This window comes from Methylobacterium sp. TK26, assembly GCF_055361565.1.
Genome location: NZ_CM143965.1, coordinates 3,755,584 through 3,770,179, shown reverse-complemented (window position 1 = coordinate 3,770,179; position 14,596 = coordinate 3,755,584). Strand labels below are relative to the sequence as shown.

The following is a 14,596-nucleotide window of genomic DNA, read 5'->3' as shown; positions in this document are numbered from 1 at the left end:
CCCCCGACCGGAGAGACGCCATGCCCCTCTACGCCCTCGACGCGCACGTCCCCCAGCTCGCCGACCCGGACCGCACCTGGATCGCGCCGGACGCGGCGGTGATCGGGCAGGTGCATCTCGGGGTCGATGTGGGGATCTGGTTCGGGGCGAGCCTGCGGGGCGACAACGAGCCGATCCGCATCGGCGACCGCAGCAACGTGCAGGAGGGCGTGGTGATGCACGTCGATCCGGGCTTCCCGCTGACCCTCGGCGAGGACGTCACGGTCGGCCACGGGGCCATCGTCCACGGCTGCACGATCGGCGACGGCACGCTCATCGGCATGGGCGCGACGGTCCTGAACGGGGCGAGGATCGGGAAGGGCTGCCTCGTCGGCGCCAACGCGCTGGTCACCGAGGGCAAGGAATTCCCGGACAACAGCCTGATCGTCGGCGCACCGGCCAAGGCGATCCGGGTGCTGGACGAGGCGGCGGTCGAAGGCCTGCGGGACTCCGCGCGGCGCTATGTCGAGAACGGGCAGCGGTACAAGAAGGGGCTGCGGCGGGTGGACGGGGCATAATCGTCCCGCCGCCCCATCCACTCCCTCATCCTGAGGCGCTGCGAAGCAGCCTCGAAGGAGGGCTCCAGGGATCGCAGAGCGGTCTGGAGGTCTCCTTCGAGGCCCGCCGAGGCGGGCACCTCAGGATGAGGGGAGGGATTGGGAGGGAAGCGAGCGGAAAGGTCCGCTCAGTTCACCTTACCCTTGACCACCTCGTAGATCTCTTCAGTCAGCGGCCCGGCCTCGGCCAGGATGCCTTCGAGTTCGTCCAGGCGCTCCTTCGCGAACTCGCGATCCTCAAGGCCCTTGGCGTTGACGTAGACGTTGAGCGCGGCGCTGCGCAGGCCCGCATAGGCCGAGAGCACCGCGACGCCCGCGTCCGACACGACGTTGAGGTTGCCCTTCTCCGCCGTGATCTTGGCGAGGTCGATCACCGCCCGGCAAGCCCGGCAGCAGGAGAGCGGCACGTCGCACGCCTCCTTCAGCGCCGCCTGGATCCGCTCGGAGCGGGTGGCCTTCTCCTCGTCGGTGCCCTTCGGCAGGCCATAGGCCCCCATCACCGCGTCGAAGGCGGCGACGTCCTGGGCGATCATGCCGGTGAGGCCGACGCGCAGGCCCTCGGAGCGGGCCAGCACGTCCTTCAGTTCCGCCTCGACCTCGACGTACTTCTTCTTGCCGATGGTCAGGTTGCACACCATCGAGACCAGGGCCGCGCCCATGGCCCCGGAGATGGCCGCCGCCCCGCCGCCGCCGGGGGTGGGGGCGGCGCTGGCGAGTTCCGTCAGGAACGTCTCGATCGAGTCGGACTCGGGCCGGGTCTTGTCGCCCATCATGCCATCTCCTTGGCGAGGGCGTAGATCTCCTCGGCGTCGAACAGCTTGTCGGTGCTCTCGAACAGCTTGCCGATGCAGGCCCGGTGCAGCTTGAGCTTCAGGCCGCCGATGCCGAGCGCGCCGAACGCACTCTTGCCGTGGCGCTCCTTGCCCTTGTCCATGGCGTCGAGGCCGCCGATGCCCGTCGGGGGCTGGGCGTTGTAATCGGCCAGGAACTCCACCGCCGGATCCTGGCTCCAGGCCGATTCCGGCAGCAGCTCGACGCCGATGGCGCCGGCCGAGAAGATCAGGTTCTTGCCCTTGGCGAGCGCGATGCGGGACGCCTCGTCCGGGGTCGCGGCCGCCTGGACGCTCACGTTGAAGCGCTTGTTGATGGCATCCGCCGCCGCTTGCGTCTTGTCGAGGCTGCGGCCGGCGATCGTCACCTGCGCGCCCTCGCCTGCCAGGAGCGCGGCCGAGCGCATGCCGACCGGGCCGGTGCCGGCGAGCACCACGGCGGTCTTGCCCTGCAGCGAGCCGGCGGCCTTGGCCACCAGCGCGACGCCGGCGGCGGCCGTGGTGTTCGAGCCGTTCGAATCGAGCATGCAGGAGACGCGGAACGGGCCGAAGAAGCGCTTCTTCACCGCCTCGAACACCGCCTCGCCCTCGGCCATGGAGCCGCCGCCGACGAAGATCGCCGTCGACTTCTTCTCCGACCCGCCGCGGGTGTAGATCGTCCCATCGACATAGGCGCCGACATTGTCCGGCGTGACGTTGCCGTATCCGGTGATGTGGTCGGCACCGCCGTCGTAGCCCACCACCACGTCGAAGACGCTCGGGGCGGAATCGGTGTCGAACTGGAACAGCAGCTTTTTCATCGTGTCTCGCTTCCCTGAGCCCTGATCGGGCCGAAACAGCCTATGGGTTGACCCGCCCCGTCATTCCGGGGCCGCGTCGCGGAGCCCGGAATCCAGACGCGCTGTCGATGCGTGAACTTGGCAAATCGCGCGTCTGGATTCCGGGCTCGCCTGCGGCGCCCCGGAATGACGGCGCGGCGCGGGCGGAGCGCCCTACCCCTCGACCACGTTCTGCGGCTTGCCGGCGACGAACGCCTCGACGTTGTCGACGAGCTGGTCGGCCAGGATCTGCATCGCCTCCTTGCTCGCCCAGGCGACGTGCGGCGTGACGATGAGGTTCGGCAGATCCGCCTCGCACAAGATGTTGCCGTCGCGCGGGGGCTCCTGCGCCACCACGTCGAAGCCGGCGCCCGCGATGGTGCCGTTCTTGAGGGCTTCGAGCAAAGCCGCCTCGTCCACCGGACCGCCCCGGGCGGTGTTGATGAGGATGGCGCTCCGCTTCATCCGCTTCAGTTCGGCGGCGCCGATCAGGCCCTTCGTCTCCGGCGTGAGCGGGACGTGCAGGGTGATGACGTCGGACTGGGTGAGCACCGTCTCGAAGTCGGACAGGCCCTCCTGCGGGAAGGTGTCGTAGGCCAGGACCTTCATGCCCAGGGCCTCGGCCCGCTTGGCGATGGACTTGCCCAGCGCCCCGTAGCCGACGATGCCGAGCGTCGAGCCGGCGATGTCGTAGATCGGGTAGTCGAAGTAGCAGAACTGGCGCGACTTCGCCCAATCGCCCCGCTTCACCGAGTTGGCATAGGGCACGATGGCCCGGCGCAGGGCGAACATCAGGCCGACCACGTGCTCGGGCACGGTGTTGAAGGCGTAGTTGCGGATGTTGACGACGGTGATGCCTTGGGCCTTCGCCTGGGCCTTGTCGACCACGTCCGTGCCGGTGGCGGCCACCGCGATGAGCTTGAGGTCCGGGAGCTGCTTCAGCACCTCGGCGCGCATCGGCACCTTGTTGATGAGGGCGATCTCGGCGCCCTTCAGGCGCGCGACAATCTCCTCCGGCGTCCAGGTCGATTCGTGCTCGACATACTCATGCTCGAAGCTGAACGGCTTCAGCGTCGCATCGAGCGATTCCCGGTCGAGGAACACGATTTTCTTCGCCATGGGTCGTCGGCTCCCTCTCCGGCGGCCGGGCGGCGGCCGGCTCTAGCTGGATTTTCATTCTTATTGGCGTCCGGCGGAGGGAGCGAGCCCTCCGCCGGCCACGGATCACGCCTTGTGCAGTGGATTCTCGCGCAGGTAGCTCGACGCGGCGGCCACGCCCGAGCCGGGGGTGAGCTTCATGCCGCAATCGATCATCGCCATCTCCGCGCCCGCGATGGCGCCGAGCAGCGACAGCTCGTTGAGGTCGCCGAGGTGGCCGATGCGGAACACCTTGCCCGCCACTTTCGACAGCCCGGCCCCGAGGGAGAGGTTGTAGCGGTCGTAGGCGTGGATGATGATCTTGGCGGCGTCCACACCCTCCGGCACGACGATGGCCGTGACGGTGTTGGAGTTCCACTTCGGCTCCTTGGCGCAGGGCTTCAGGCCCCAAGCCGCCACCGCCTGGCGGGTCGCCTCACCCAGCACCGCGTGGCGGTGGTAGATGTTCTCCATCCCCTCCTCCTTCATCGTGGCCAGCGCCTCGCGCAGGCCGTAGAGGAGCGGCAGGGCCGGGGTGTAGGGGAAGTAGCCGCCCTTGTTGGCGTTCAACTGGTCGGACCACGCGAAGTAGACATGGCCGAGACGGTCGTTGGCGCCGCCCTGGCCGCCCTCGGCGATCTTGAGCGCCTTCTGGCTCACGCAGAGCAGGCCGAGGCCCGCCGGCAGCATGAAGCCCTTCTGCGAGCCCGCCACCGCGCAATCGACCTTCCACTCGTCCATCTTGAACGGCAGCGAGCCGATGGAGGAGATGCCGTCCACGAAGAGCAGGGCCGGGTGGCCGGCGGCGTCCATCGCCTTGCGCACCGCGCCAACGTCGCTCGTGACGCCCGTGGCCGTCTCGTTGTGGACGATCATCACCGCCTTGATGGCATGGTCCTTGTCGGCGCGCAGGGCCTCGCCGATCTTCTCCGGATCGGCGCCGGTGCCCCACTCCTCGTCCTGGACGATGACGTCGAGGCCGAGGCGCTGGGCCATGTCGACCCAGAGGTGGCTGAACTGGCCGAAGCGGGCCGCGATCACCTTGTCACCCCGGCAGAGGGTGTTGGTCAGCGCCGATTCCCAGATGCCGGTGCCCGAGGACGGGTACAGCAGGATGGTGCCCTCGGTCGTGCCGTAGACCATCTTGGCGTCCTGGAAGAGCGGCTTGGCGAGCTCGGGGAAGCTCGGCGAGCGGTGATCCTCGGACTGCACCGACATCGCCCGGATCACCCGGTCGGGGATCGTGGTCGGACCGGGGATGAAGAGGTGGTTGCGACCGGGGCGCCGGGTTGCGGCCATGATGTCTCCTCCGAATTGGTTTCGCGCACGGGATCGGGCCCGGCGCGGGATGTGTCGCGCTCGTCGGGGTGTCGGGCTTCGGGGAATGCCGGGCGGGTCCGCCCGCTCTCGCGGCCGGCGCCCACCCTGGACCCTGGGCGCTGCGGAGCGGCAGGCGGCTCGTGCCGCTCGCGTCGCGGCGCGCCGTAATCCCGCGCCGGTCGCCTCCGATGTGCCGTCCTATCCTCGCGGCGCCGGATCTCGCGCCGCATTCCCTTCCGCGCTGGCCCCACCGGCGGCCCGGCCGGGGCCGTCGGATCGCATGTATTATGGGATGGTGGGGCCCCAAAGCAAAACCGATAAATCTTCGGAGGGGCGCCAAAAAAATTTGGCGTGCAGTGCAACCTCTCGCCACGAAGGTTGAATGCACCTTCTCTCGACAGTTGCTTCGGCCCGACCAACCGGCATCGTCATCAAAACGAGACGTAATCGCGCTCTGGATCCCAGCACTTGTCGCGGGGAGACCGAAGAGTGGCAGAGGACGACGACAGGCCGATCCGCGTCCGCACCCTGTTCCTGTCCGATCTGCACCTCGGCACCCGGGGGTGCCAGGCGGGGATGCTGCTCGGCTTCCTGAGGGACTACGACGCGGACACCATCTACCTCGTCGGCGACATCGTCGACGGCTGGCAATTGCGCTCCGGGTGGTACTGGCCCCAGGCCCACAACGACGTGGTGCAGAAGCTCCTGCGCAAGGTCCGCAAGGGGACGCATGTCGTCTACCTGCCGGGCAACCACGACGAGTTCCTGCGCGACTATGTCGGCACAACCTTCGGTGGCATCGAGATCGCCGACACGGCGCTCCACGATTCGCCCGACGGGCGCCGCTACCTCGTCATCCACGGCGACCAGTTCGACATGGTGATGCGCCACCAGCGCTGGCTCGCCCATCTCGGCGACGGCGCCTACACGCTCGCCCTGTGGTTGAACACGCTCCTCAACCGCTTCCGCCGCCGGCTCGGCCTGTCCTACTGGTCGCTCTCGGCCTGGGCCAAGCTGAAGGTGAAGAACGCCGTCAGCTTCATCGGCAAGTTCGAGGAGATCCTGGCCGAGGAGGCCCGCCGCCGGGGCGCCCAGGGGGTGATCTGCGGCCACATCCACCACGCCGCCGACCGCACCATCGGCGACCTGCGCTACCTCAACACGGGGGATTGGGTCGAATCCTGCACCGGCATCGTCGAGCATTACGATGGCCGTATCGAGGTGATCCACTACCCTTCGATCCTGCGCGCCAAGGAGGCCGAGGAGCAGGCCCAGGCCGAGCCGCAGCAGGCGCTGCCGCCGGGACGGAGAGCGGTCGCTTGAGGCTGCTGATCGCCAGCGACGCATGGCACCCGCAGGTGAACGGCGTGGTGCGCTCCCTGGAGCAGATGGTGCGGCGCGCCCCCGCCCACGGCTTCCAGGCCTCGGTGCTGAGCCCGTCCGAATTCCCCTCGATGCCGCTGCCGGGCTATTCCGAGATCCGCCTCGCCTGCCCGGTGCCGGGCCGCCTCGCTGCCCGCTGGGACGAGGCGGCGCCGACCCATGTCCACATCGCCACCGAGGGGCCGGTGGGCTTCGCGGTGCGCCGCCGCTGCCTCGCGCAGCGGTTGCCCTTCACCACCAGCTATCACACCCGCTTCCCCGAATACCTCGCCGCCCGCGCCCCCGTGCCGGAGGCGTGGTCCTACGCCTATCTGCGCCGCTTCCACGGGGCCGCGAACGGCACGATGGTGAGCACGGGAAGCCTGCAGACCGAGCTGGAATCGCGGGGCTTCGGGCGGATCATGCGCTGGACGCGGGGCGTGGACACCGACCTGTTCCGCCCCGCCGCGCCGGGCGCCCCGGAGCCCGCCGGCCTCGCCGGCCTGCCGAGGCCGTTCTTCCTGTTCGTCGGGCGGCTCGCCATCGAGAAGAACGTCGCCGCCTTGCTCGCCCTCGACCTGCCGGGCACCAAGGTGGTGGTGGGCGACGGGCCGGACCGGGCGCGGCTGCAGGGTCTCGCCCCGGAGGCGCGCTTCCTCGGCACCCGGACGGGGGCCGACCTCGCGGCGCTCTACGCTGCCTGCGACGCCTTCGTCTTCCCGAGCCTCACCGACACGTTCGGCATCGTGCTCCTCGAAGCCCTGGCCTGCGGCCTGCCGGTGGCCGCCTTCCCGGTGCCCGGCCCCCTCGACGTGATCGGCACGAGCGCGGTCGGCGTGCTGGACCACGATCTGCGGGCGGCCTGCCTGCGGGCGCTCACGCTCTCCCGCGCCGCCTGCCGCGACGAGGCCCTGCGCCGGGGTTGGGACGAGAGCGCCCGGCAATTCTACGGGAACATCCTCCTCGCCCGGCGCCTCGCCGAACCGCAGGCGGCGTGACGCGGATCGCCGGAGATGCCAGGAGGGCGCCATGCCGCCCTTCGACCCCGCTCTCGCCGCCCGCTACCCCATCGTCATCGGCTGCGACGAGGTCGGACGGGGAGCGCTGAGCGGCCCGGTGGTGGTCGCCGCCGTATGGTTCGAGCCGGCCGCCCTGCCGCCGGATCTTCTCTCCGCCTTGGACGACAGCAAGAAGCTCCCGGAGCCGGTGCGGAACCGGCTGGCGCCGCTGATCCGCCGGCACGGGCGCGTCGCCCTGGCGGCGGGCTCGCCCGCGCTCATCGACCGGATCAACATCCGCGCCGCCACCCTCGACGCGATGGCGCGGGCGGTGACGAAGCTCGGGATCGACGCACCGGTCTATGTCGATGGGCGGGATGCGCTGCCGGGTTTCGCGGGGAAGGCCCTGGTGGGGGGCGAGCGGCTGGTGCCGCAGATCGCCGCCGCCTCCATCGTGGCGAAGGTGATGCGCGACGCCTTCATGCGGCGCCTCGCCCGGACGCATCCCGGCTATGGCTGGGAGCGCAACGTCGGCTACGGCACCGCCCTCCACCGCGCCGGACTCGCCACCCTCGGCCGCAGCGCGCACCACCGGATGAGCTTCACCCGCGGGTTCAGAACAGACTGAGCTGCGCCCCCGGCGCCCGGAAATCCTCGCGGTTCAGGGCCATGCGCCCGAACGCGAACCCGAGCCGCCGTCCCGCGAGCCGCACCCGCTGGCCCACCATCTCGGCATAGGGCCCCTCCCCCCGGAAGCGGTGGCCGAAGCGCGAATCGTTCTCCTGGCCGCCACGTGCCTGGCGCAGAAGGGCAAAGGCCCGCTCCTGCCGCTCGGGGTAATGCGCGGCGAACCAATCGGCCACGAGATCCCTCACCTCCCCTGGCAGGCGCAGCAGCGCGTGGCCGATCCGGCTGGCCCCATGGGCGCGGGCGGCCTCCAGCACCGTTTCGATCTCATGGTCGGTGAGGCCGGGGATGATCGGCGAGACGTTGACCATCACCGGCACCCCCGCCTCCGACAGGGCCCGCATGGCCGCGAGCCGCTTTTCCGGGCGCGGCGCGCGGGGGTCGAGGCGCCGGGACAGGGCGGGGTCGAGGGTCGGCAGCGAGATCGCGACGAGGGCGAGATTCCGCGACGCCATCCGCGCCAGGAGGTCGAGGTCGCGCAGGATCAGGTCCGATTTCGTCGTGACGCCCACCGGATGGCGGGCCTCGTCCAGCACCTCCAGCACGGCGCGGGTCAGGCGCTGCTCCCGCTCGATGGGCTGGTAGGGGTCCGTGGCGGTACCGAGGGCGATGGTCTCCGGCCGGTAGCCCGGCGCCGCCAGTTCCCGCCGCAGCAGCCGCGCCGCGTCGGGCTTGGTGAACAGCCGCGATTCGAAATCGAGCCCCGGCGAGAGCCCGAGATAGGCGTGGGTCGGCCGCGCGTAGCAGTAGATGCAGCCGTGCTCGCAGCCGCGGTACGGGTTGATCGAGCGGTCGAAGGGGATGTCCGGCGAGGTGTTGCGGGCGATGACCGACGACGACCGCTCGGGCCGGACCTCCGTCCGCAGGGGCGTAGGCGCCTCCGGCTCCCAGCCATCATCGAACGCCTCCCGCCGGGCGGGCTCGAAGCGGCCGGAGGGATTTGCCGTGGCGCCGCGCCCCCGCCGGCCCTCCGGCGGCGGGGCGCTCCCCGGCAGGCGCAGGGCGGGCGACGGGTCGTGGCGCATGGGGCTCGCTCCTCGTGAGGAACGTAACACGAACATACCGATTGGTCTGCCGAAAATGCGGGCAAACCGAAAGACTTGAGCCGTCGAGACCGGGAGGGGCGTTGTCCCGCGTGAAGAATCGGGTATGCGCGCCGCATGCTCTCCGCCGTGACCCTCCTCGACGATCCGGCCGATCCGGATGCGATCGACCGGCTGGCCGACACGCTCAGCGCGCTCGTGTCGGGCGTGGCGGGCGGCCTCGTGGGCGATGCGATCATCGTCGTGCCCCGCGAGGCGCCGGGGGTGGCGACCGTCGCGGAGGCGACCGGCGCGGTGCTCGTCATCCATGACGGCGGGGGGCCCTTCGCGGCCGGCGCGGCGCACGCCCGGCGCGACTGGATCCTGTGCCTGGAGGCCGGCGACGTGCCGGCCGAGGGCTGGATCCGCACCCTCGACCGTTTCGTCGGCATGGCCAAGGCCGACATCGGCATCGGCCGCCTTCACCGCTCCGCGCCGCTGCGCACCCGCCTCCTCGCCCGCGTCGAGAGCGTGGTCGGCGCGCGCAGCGTCCGGGCCGGGGACGTGGTGCGGAAGGAGGACCTTCTCGGCCGCTCCGGACGTAGCGGGCGGCTGCGCATCCGCGCCCTCAACGGGCGGATCGACCGGTCCTGAGCAACAGCATCGGCCGCGCGAAAGCTGATCCCATGTAATCTTCAGGTCGATCCCTGGCGGAACGGCCGGAAACTTGCTCAGTTGCCAGCAACGATAAAACCGCCCTCCTGGCGGAGCCGAGACGGGAAGACTTGGATGGATAGCTCCGGCCTGATGGCGCGCAAGTCCGTCGAGGACATCGTCTCGGGTGGGGAAGCGGAGGCGCAGAGCCTGTCGCGCTCCCTCGGGCCGTTCTCCATCATGGCCATGGGCATCGGCGCCATCATCGGCGCGGGCATCTTCGTGCTCACCGGCACCGCCGCCGCACAATATGCGGGCCCGGGCATCATGCTCTCCTTCGTGCTCGGCGGTATCGCCTGCGCCTTCGTCGGCCTCTGCTACTCCGAGATGGCCGCCCTGATCCCCGTGGCGGGGTCGAGCTACACCTACACCTACGCGACGCTGGGCGAGTTCTTCGCGTGGCTGATCGGCTGGGACCTGATCCTCGAATACGCGATGGGCGCGGCGACGGTGGCGGTCGGCTGGTCGGGCTACGTCACGAGCATCCTCAAGGATGTCGGCCTCGTCATCCCACCCCAGTTCGCCCACGCCCCGGGCACCGCCATCGAGGGCGGCGGCACCGCCCTGTTCAACCTGCCCGCAATGCTGATCGTGGCGATGCTGACCCTGCTGCTGATGCGCGGCACCAAGGAATCCGCGCGGCTCAACAACATCATGGTGGCGGTGAAGCTCGCGGTCGTCCTCGCCTTCATCGGGCTGGGCTGGCGCTACACCAACTCGGCCAACTGGAGCCCGCTGATCCCGGAGAACGACGGCACCTTCGGGCAGTATGGCTACAGCGGCATCCTGCGCGGCGCGGGCGTGGTGTTCTTCGCCTTCATCGGCTTCGATGCGGTCTCGACGGCGGCGCAGGAGGCCAAGCGCCCGCAGAAGGACATGCCCATCGGCATCCTCGGCTCCCTGGCGGTGTGCACGATCCTCTACGTGCTGGTGGCGGCGGTGCTCACCGGCCTTGTCCCCTACAAGGACCTGAACGTGCCGGACCCGATCGCCAAGGGCGTCGACGTCATCGGCATCGGCTGGTTCGGGGCGCTCATCAAGCTCGGCGCGCTCACCGGGCTCACCACGGTGATCCTCGTGCTGCTCTACGGCCAGAGCCGGATCTTCTACACGATGGCCTCGGACGGGCTGCTGCCGAAGCTCTTCTCCCACGTCCACCCGACCTACCAGACACCCTACCGCAGCCAAGCGCTGATCGGCGCCTGCGTCGCGCTGGTGGCGGCCCTGGTGCCGATCAACATCCTCGGCGAGATGGTGAGCATCGGGACGCTGGCCGCCTTCTGCCTCGTCTGCGGGGCGGTGATCCACCTGCGCCGCACCGAAAAGCGGATGAAGCGCCCGTTCCGCGTCCCCGCCGTGCCGCTGGTGCCGATCCTCGGCATCCTGTTCTGCCTGCTGCTGATGGCGGGCCTGCCCCTCGATACGTGGCTGCGCCTCGTCATCTGGATGGCGATCGGCCTCGTGATCTACTTCTTCTACGGCCGCCGCCACTCCGTGCTGCGCAAGCGCAACGGGACGACGACCTAGCCCGCCCCCCGCCGCAGGTGCTCATCGAGGCGGGGCATGATCTCGACGAAGTTGCAGGGGCGATGGCGGTAATCGAGCTGCTGGCCGAGGATGCCGTCCCAGGCGTCCCGACAGGCGCCGGGGGAGCCCGGCAGCACGAAGACGTAGGTCAATTTCGCCACCCCGGCGGTCGCCCGCGACTGCAGGGTCGAGGTGCCGATCTTGTCGTAGGAGATGCGGTGGAACACCGCCGAGAAGCCGTCCATCCGCTTCTCGAACAGGGGCTCCAGGGCCTCCGGCGTCACGTCGCGGCCGGTGAAGCCGGTGCCCCCCGTGGTCAGCACCACGTCGACGGCCGGGTCGGCGAGCCACTGCTCCACCTGCGCCCGGATCCGCGCCACCTCGTCGGGGACGATGGCGCGGCCGGCGAGGCGGTGCCCCGCCTCGGTCAACCGCCCGACCAGGGTGTCGCCCGAGCGGTCGTCCTCGGGCTTGCGCGTGTCGGAGACGGTGAGCACCGCGATCCCCAGGGGGATGAAGCGGCGGGCTTCGGAAACATCGGCCATCGGTCAGGGCTCTCCCGGTCGTGACGGGAGATATGGGACGGACCCGAACGAAGGGTTAGGCCGCGCGTCGTCGCGCGGCCGCTCCGGCGGCCGACACCGCCACCGGCTCGGGCAGGCCCGTCGCCCGCAGGATGCCCTCTGCCCCCACCAGGGCGCCCTCCCGCAGTTCCAGCCCGAGGAAGCGGTCGCGCTCGAACGGGCCGGGCATGGCCAGCCCGGTGGCGAGATCGCCGCGGAAGCCGAACCGGGCGTAATAGGGCGCATCGCCCATGAGCAGGATCGCCCCGTGGCCCAGGGCCTCGGCCCGGCCGATGGCCGCCTGCATCATCACCGAGCCGAGCCCCTGGCCCTGCACCGCCGGATCGACGGCGAGCGGCCCGAGCAGCAGCGCCGCCCGGTCCTGCCCGGCCTCGACGTGCCACAGGCGCAGGGTGCCGACGAGTTGGCCCCGGCGCATCGCCGCGAAGGCGAGGCCGCGCGCGGGCAGACGCCCCTCGCGCAGGCGCTCAGAGGTCTTGGCACGGCGGTTGCCAGGAAAGCAGACGTCGAGCAGGCGCTCGCGCGCCGGGACGTCGTGGGGGAATTCCGTGCGGATCTCGATCACAGGCATGCCCTCCCAGGGTGGACCCAGGTGACAGAACAGGAGTGCGGACGGACGAGTCCTTCCGCGCGTGCAGGGCGAGGGCGCCCTGCTAGATCACGATCTGCTGCAACGGCGGGAAGCCGTTGAAGGCGACGGCCGCATAAGTCGTGGTGTAGGCGCCCGTTCCCTCGATCAACACCTTGTCACCGATCGAGAGGGAGACCGGCAGCGGGTAGTGCTGCCGCTCGTAGAGCACGTCCACCGAATCGCAGGTCGGGCCGGCAATCACGCAGGGCTCGGTCCGCTCGCCGTCATGGCGGGTGCGGATCGGGTAGCGGATCGCCTCGTCCATCGTTTCGGCGAGGCCGCCGAACTTGCCGATGTCGAGGTAGACCCATCGGACCTCGTCCTCGTCCGTGGACTTCTTCGAGACGAGCACGACCTCGGCCTCGATCATCCCGGCATTGCCGACCATGCCGCGACCCGGCTCGATGATCGTCTCCGGGATGCGGTTGCCGAAATGCTTGGTGAGCGCGCGGAAGATCGCGTCGCCGTAGCTCTCCACGCCCGGGACGGCCTTCAGGTACTGGGTCGGGAAGCCGCCGCCCAGGTTGACCATCGACAGGAAGATGCCCCGCTCGGCGCACTCGCGGAAGATCGCGGCAGCCGAGGCCAGGGCCCCGTCCCACGCCTCGGTGTTGCCCTGCTGCGAGCCGACATGGAACGACACGCCGTAGGCGGACAGGCCCTGGCGGTGGGCGTGCTCCAGCACGTCGGTCGCCATCTCCGGCACGCAGCCGAACTTGCGCGAGAGCGGCCAGTCGGCGCCCGCGCCGTCGCACAGGATGCGGCAGAACACCTGCACGGCGCCCGCTTCGAGGCCGGCGGCGGTGGCGGCACGGGCGATCTTCTCGACCTCGGCCTCGCAATCCACCGCGAAGAGGCGGATGCCGTGCGCCAGGGCGCGGCCGATGCAGCGCTCCTTCTTGATGGTGTTGCCGAACGAGATGCGCTCCGGCGTGGCGCCGGCGGCGAGCACCATCTCGATCTCGGCGACCGAAGCGGTGTCGAAGCAGGAGCCCATCTCGGCGAGCAGGCGCAGCACCTCCGGCGCCGGATTCGCCTTCACGGCGTAGAACACCCGCGTGTCCGGGAGGGAGCGGGCGAAGGCGGTGTAGTTCTCGCGCACGACATCGCGGTCGAGCACCATCACGGGGCCCTCGTCGCGGCCGAGGTCGCGGCGCGCGCGCAGGAAGTCGCGGATCCGGTCGGTCATGGTTGGCTCCCACCACGGCTCGAAAGCGCCCTCTGCCGGGGCGCGTTGTCGAAATCAGGCGACCTCGCGACCGCCGGCGTCAGGGGGCGATGCGTCGCGCGGCGCGGCGTGCTTTGGAGACACGTCGATCCGAGCGGGCGCAGAGCACCCGGAAGCTGCCGTGGATTGGATGGGGAGACCCCAACCGCACGCCGGGCAAAGAGAAACAAGCCTCTTCGGTGCCGACCTTTGGAGGGTCGGCGAGACCAAAAAAGCCCGTTCGTCGTTGCTTTAAGCTGCGTCCCCCGTGGAGAGCGGGGTTCGCCGGTTTCGCCTCCGGCTGCCGGTTGTTGTCGGGGTCCGGTGTTGCCACCTGGATTGCCGGAAGCAGGGGATCCACCCCCACGACCATCGATCCTAAGACCCCTGGCGGCTGTCCGGCAGTTGACCGGATACCCACCAACCGACACGCGGCCACAGGCACGTGCGAAATTGGGCAGGGCGGACATAAGGGCTGATGCCCCCCACGGCAAGACCGAATTGTGTGCCGTCCGCAAAATGCAACCCGCCGGGCCGATGGTGTTGCAGCGGCGCCGCATCCGGGGCATCTCCCACCGGCACAGGGATCCGACGGACGGGCGATGGCAGGGCCGAGAGTGACGCAATCGACCGCAACGCGGGCCGCCGCGTGAACGCCCCCCTCCGCGAGATGCCGCCGGCCCGGCCGGAACCCGATCTGCGCCCGGCCACCCTCGGCGACCTCGACGCACTGGTCGCCCTGGAACACGCCGCTTTCGCCACCGACCGGGCGGAGCGGCGGGCGATCCGCCACGCGATCCGCTCGCCCACCATGGACGTTCTGGTGGCGCTCCTCGACGGGGACGTGCTCGTCGGCGCGGCGGTGCTGGAGCGCCGCCGGGCGAGCCGCATCGCCCGCCTCGCCTCCATCGCCGTGGCCCCGAACCGGGGCGGCCTCGGCCTCGGCGGGCGCCTCCTCGACGCGGCGGAGGAGACCGCCCGCGCCCGTGGCTGCGACCGCCTGCGCCTGGAGGTCCGCGCCGACAACGGCGCCGGCATCCGCCTCTACGAGCGGCGGGGCTACACGCGGTTCGCCGTGCGGCCGGACTATTACGAGGACGGGATGGAGGCGTGGCGCTACGAGCGCCCGCTCTGAGGCCCGCCCCGAAGACGCCCGATTAGAG

General features: G+C 70.3%; 15 protein-coding genes. 7 read left to right on the top strand and 8 right to left on the bottom strand.

The features are described from left to right. The first annotated feature begins 20 nt into the window (after positions 1-20). Positions 21-557 (top strand): gamma carbonic anhydrase family protein, encoded by a 537-nt coding sequence (locus tag ACXJ1Y_RS18340; RefSeq protein WP_463847564.1) that lies wholly within the window; start codon positions 21-23, stop codon positions 555-557. A 167-nt stretch (positions 558-724) separates the two neighbouring features. Here the strand turns inward: ACXJ1Y_RS18340 and fchA are convergent, their stop codons facing one another. The 4 genes from fchA to ACXJ1Y_RS18320 form a co-directional block, all read right to left on the bottom strand. After that, positions 725-1,366, bottom strand: a complete 642-nt coding sequence (gene fchA, locus ACXJ1Y_RS18335) for a methenyltetrahydrofolate cyclohydrolase (protein WP_243959284.1) — start codon at positions 1,364-1,366, stop codon at positions 725-727. After that, the gene (locus ACXJ1Y_RS18330; protein WP_463847563.1) at positions 1,366-2,226 is read right to left on the bottom strand and encodes an NADP-dependent methylenetetrahydromethanopterin/methylenetetrahydrofolate dehydrogenase; all 861 of its coding nucleotides are present in this window, start codon (positions 2,224-2,226) and stop codon (positions 1,366-1,368) included. Before ACXJ1Y_RS18330 ends, fchA begins: the two co-directional genes overlap by 1 nt. 192 nt (positions 2,227-2,418) lie before the next feature. Then, the gene (locus ACXJ1Y_RS18325) at positions 2,419-3,363 is read right to left on the bottom strand and encodes a D-2-hydroxyacid dehydrogenase (protein WP_463847562.1); all 945 of its coding nucleotides are present in this window, start codon (positions 3,361-3,363) and stop codon (positions 2,419-2,421) included. 105 nt (positions 3,364-3,468) lie between these two features. Continuing rightward, entirely contained in the window at positions 3,469-4,680 is a 1,212-nt protein-coding gene (locus tag ACXJ1Y_RS18320) for an aminotransferase class V-fold PLP-dependent enzyme (RefSeq protein WP_463847561.1), read from the bottom strand. A gap of 510 nt (positions 4,681-5,190) precedes the next feature. Here ACXJ1Y_RS18320 and ACXJ1Y_RS18315 point away from each other — a divergent pair. From ACXJ1Y_RS18315 to rnhB, 3 genes are read left to right on the top strand one after another with little or no spacing between them, the layout of a single operon-like run. Next, complete coding sequence (locus ACXJ1Y_RS18315; RefSeq protein WP_463847560.1) at positions 5,191-6,024, top strand: UDP-2,3-diacylglucosamine diphosphatase; 834 nt, start codon at positions 5,191-5,193, stop codon at positions 6,022-6,024. Continuing rightward, positions 6,021-7,061, top strand: a complete 1,041-nt coding sequence (locus ACXJ1Y_RS18310; protein WP_463847559.1) for a glycosyltransferase family 4 protein — start codon at positions 6,021-6,023, stop codon at positions 7,059-7,061. The genes ACXJ1Y_RS18315 and ACXJ1Y_RS18310 overlap by 4 nt, the downstream gene beginning before the upstream one ends. A gap of 31 nt (positions 7,062-7,092) precedes the next feature. Beyond that, positions 7,093-7,689 (top strand): ribonuclease HII, encoded by a 597-nt coding sequence (rnhB, locus tag ACXJ1Y_RS18305; RefSeq protein WP_463847558.1) that lies wholly within the window; start codon positions 7,093-7,095, stop codon positions 7,687-7,689. Here rnhB and ACXJ1Y_RS18300 read toward each other — a convergent pair. After that, a complete protein-coding gene (locus tag ACXJ1Y_RS18300; RefSeq protein ID WP_463847557.1) occupies positions 7,676-8,773 on the bottom strand; it encodes a PA0069 family radical SAM protein in 1,098 nt (365 codons plus the stop codon). The genes rnhB and ACXJ1Y_RS18300 overlap by 14 nt on opposite strands. Positions 8,774-8,908: 135 nt before the next feature. Between ACXJ1Y_RS18300 and ACXJ1Y_RS18295 the strand changes: the two genes are divergently transcribed. Next, positions 8,909-9,424: a hypothetical protein gene (locus tag ACXJ1Y_RS18295; protein WP_463847556.1), complete on the top strand. Its 516-nt coding sequence runs from the start codon at positions 8,909-8,911 to the stop codon at positions 9,422-9,424. A 135-nt stretch (positions 9,425-9,559) separates the two neighbouring features. Then, entirely contained in the window at positions 9,560-11,011 is a 1,452-nt protein-coding gene (locus tag ACXJ1Y_RS18290) for an amino acid permease (protein WP_463847555.1), read from the top strand. On the opposite strand, the gene moaB is transcribed toward ACXJ1Y_RS18290, so the two are convergent. The 3 genes from moaB to ACXJ1Y_RS18275 form a co-directional block, all read right to left on the bottom strand. Then, a complete protein-coding gene (gene moaB, locus ACXJ1Y_RS18285) occupies positions 11,008-11,556 on the bottom strand; it encodes a molybdenum cofactor biosynthesis protein B (RefSeq protein WP_463847554.1) in 549 nt (182 codons plus the stop codon). The two genes, ACXJ1Y_RS18290 and moaB, sit on opposite strands and share 4 nt — an antisense overlap. A gap of 55 nt (positions 11,557-11,611) precedes the next feature. Continuing rightward, positions 11,612-12,160, bottom strand: a complete 549-nt coding sequence (locus tag ACXJ1Y_RS18280; RefSeq protein WP_463850163.1) for a GNAT family N-acetyltransferase — start codon at positions 12,158-12,160, stop codon at positions 11,612-11,614. An 88-nt stretch (positions 12,161-12,248) separates the two neighbouring features. Beyond that, positions 12,249-13,415 (bottom strand): type III PLP-dependent enzyme, encoded by a 1,167-nt coding sequence (locus ACXJ1Y_RS18275; protein WP_463847553.1) that lies wholly within the window; start codon positions 13,413-13,415, stop codon positions 12,249-12,251. A gap of 688 nt (positions 13,416-14,103) precedes the next feature. Between ACXJ1Y_RS18275 and ACXJ1Y_RS18270 the strand changes: the two genes are divergently transcribed. Continuing rightward, on the top strand, positions 14,104-14,568 hold the full coding sequence (locus ACXJ1Y_RS18270; protein ID WP_463850162.1) for a GNAT family N-acetyltransferase: 465 nt from the start codon (positions 14,104-14,106) through the stop codon (positions 14,566-14,568). The last annotated feature ends 28 nt before the right edge of the window (positions 14,569-14,596 follow it).

Coding starts and splice junctions, on each gene's coding strand:
- ACXJ1Y_RS18290 (WP_463847555.1), top strand. CDS start 9,560: ATGGATAGCTCCGGCCTGATGGCGCGCAAGTCCGTCGAGGACATCGTC.
- ACXJ1Y_RS18325 (WP_463847562.1), bottom strand. CDS start 3,363: ATGGCGAAGAAAATCGTGTTCCTCGACCGGGAATCGCTCGATGCGACG.
- ACXJ1Y_RS18270 (WP_463850162.1), top strand. CDS start 14,104: ATGCCGCCGGCCCGGCCGGAACCCGATCTGCGCCCGGCCACCCTCGGC.
- ACXJ1Y_RS18300 (WP_463847557.1), bottom strand. CDS start 8,773: ATGCGCCACGACCCGTCGCCCGCCCTGCGCCTGCCGGGGAGCGCCCCG.
- moaB (WP_463847554.1), bottom strand. CDS start 11,556: ATGGCCGATGTTTCCGAAGCCCGCCGCTTCATCCCCCTGGGGATCGCG.
- rnhB (WP_463847558.1), top strand. CDS start 7,093: ATGCCGCCCTTCGACCCCGCTCTCGCCGCCCGCTACCCCATCGTCATC.
- fchA (WP_243959284.1), bottom strand. CDS start 1,366: ATGGGCGACAAGACCCGGCCCGAGTCCGACTCGATCGAGACGTTCCTG.
- ACXJ1Y_RS18330 (WP_463847563.1), bottom strand. CDS start 2,226: ATGAAAAAGCTGCTGTTCCAGTTCGACACCGATTCCGCCCCGAGCGTC.
- ACXJ1Y_RS18275 (WP_463847553.1), bottom strand. CDS start 13,415: ATGACCGACCGGATCCGCGACTTCCTGCGCGCGCGCCGCGACCTCGGC.
- ACXJ1Y_RS18295 (WP_463847556.1), top strand. CDS start 8,909: ATGCTCTCCGCCGTGACCCTCCTCGACGATCCGGCCGATCCGGATGCG.
- ACXJ1Y_RS18340 (WP_463847564.1), top strand. CDS start 21: ATGCCCCTCTACGCCCTCGACGCGCACGTCCCCCAGCTCGCCGACCCG.
- ACXJ1Y_RS18320 (WP_463847561.1), bottom strand. CDS start 4,680: ATGGCCGCAACCCGGCGCCCCGGTCGCAACCACCTCTTCATCCCCGGT.